This window comes from Actinomycetospora sp., assembly GCF_055612215.1.
The window spans coordinates 1-1,799 of the sequence record NZ_JBVPVA010000676.1 but is presented as its reverse complement, the minus strand read 5'-3'; the positions used below and the strand labels follow the sequence as shown (position 1 = coordinate 1,799).

Genomic DNA, 1,799 nt, shown 5'->3' with positions numbered 1-1,799 from the left:
GTCGCGGAGGCGGACGTGCTGCTCGAGGGCTTCCGGCCCGGTGTCGCCGAGCGCCTGGGCTTCGGCCCGGACGTCTGCCGGGAACGCAACCCGCGGCTGGTCTACGGCCGGATGACCGGCTGGGGCCAGGACGGCCCGCAGTCCCAGCGCGCCGGGCATGACCTCACCTACCTGGCCACGGCCGGCGTCGTCGGGCACGTCGAGGGTCCCGACGGTGCCCCCGGCATCCCGATGAACCTCGTCGGCGACTTCGGCGGTGGCGGCATGCTGCTCGCCGTCGGCGTCCTCGGCGCGCTGGTGGAGCGGGCCACCTCCGGCCGCGGGCAGACCGTGGACGCGGCGATCGTCGACGGCGGCGCGCTGCAGATGGCGATGACGTACGGCATGCGCGCGCAGGGCCTGTGGCCGAACCCGCGCGGGCGCAACCTGCTCGACGGCGGCGCCCCGTTCTACGAGACCTACCGCTGCGCCGACGGGCGCTACGTGGCCGTCGGCGCCATCGAGCCGCAGTTCTACGCCGCGCTCATGGCGGGGCTGGGGCTCGACGGCGAGGACGTCGCCACCAACCAGTGGGACCTGGCGCGCTGGCCGGAGTTCACCGCCCGGCTGGCCGAGGTGTTCGCGACCCGCACCCGCGACGAGTGGGCCGCCGACCTCGAGCCGACCGACGCCTGCGTCGCCGCGGTCCTCGAGATGGAGGAGGCGGCCGAGCACCCCCACATCGGCGCCCGCGGGACGATCACCGAGGCCTTCGGCGTCCGCCAGCCGGCCCCGGCGCCGCGCTTCGACCGCACCCCGAGCGCCGCACCGACGCCGCCACCAACCCCGGGCCAGCACACCGTCGAGGCCCTCACCGACTGGGGACTCGACGCCGACCGCGTCGAGAAGCTCCGCGCGGCGGGCGTCGTCCGCCAGGGCTGAACGGCGGCCCGGACCGCGGCGGCCCGGCACACCGGGACGCCGGATGGCACGATCACGCAGGTCCGGGAGGACGACGCCGGCGGAGGGGTGCACGTGATCAGTCCTGGGACGCTCGCGCGGGCCCTGGTCAACGTCCGCGACCGCGTGCTCGAGGGGCCGATCGCCGACCTGCGCCGGATGCCCCGCGTCGCGATCGACACCGGTCCGGACGACCCCGGCGGCGCGTGGTCGGTCGGGCGCGCCCACGGCCTGGCCCGCGCGGGGCAGGTGAGCACCTACCGCTACGCCGTCCACCCGTCGGCCCGCCTGCGCGGGGCCCCGGTCCTGCTGGTCTCGCCCCTCGGGGCCTGCGGGGTGGCCTTCGACCTGCGGCGCGGCTGCAGCCTCGTCGAGCACCTGGTCGGTGAGGGCCGGCACGTGCACCAGGTCGACGACGAGGACGTCGTCGGCCACGACGCGCCGACCCCCGCGTCACCGGCCGACCTCGCGCGCTGGGTGGACGACATCCTCCCGCACGTCGTGCGGCTGGTGTCCGCGCACCACGACGGCGCCCCGGTGCACGTCGTGGGCTGGTCGCTCGGGGGGCTCGCGTGCCTGTTGACCGCCGCCGACGACCCGACGCTCCCGATCGCCTCGCTCACCGCGCTCGCGACGCCGTTCTCGCTCGAGGCGGTGCCCGAGCACGCGCCGTCGCGGCCGCTCGCGATCGCGGCGGGCGGCCCGGTGCTCGCCACCGTGCAGACGCTGCTCGACCTCGTCCCGACGATGCCCCCGATCCCGCAGTACCTCTCCGTCGGGTCGGTGGGCGCCTTCCTCACCACGCCCCTCACGGTCGCCTCCCACCTCGCCGACCGGGACTTCCTCGCCCAGCTCGAGGC

Annotated in this window: 2 protein-coding genes; both read left to right on the top strand. The window is 76.6% G+C overall.

Features of this window, described 5'->3' with window-relative positions:
- Window positions 1-921: CaiB/BaiF CoA transferase family protein (locus tag AC0CYZ_RS18580; protein WP_472217986.1), on the top strand; the 921-nt coding region annotated here is incomplete at its 5' end.
- A 93-nt stretch (window positions 922-1,014) separates the two neighbouring features.
- The coding region (locus tag AC0CYZ_RS18575; protein WP_472217984.1) for a hypothetical protein at window positions 1,015-1,799 on the top strand (785 nt) is incomplete at its 3' end.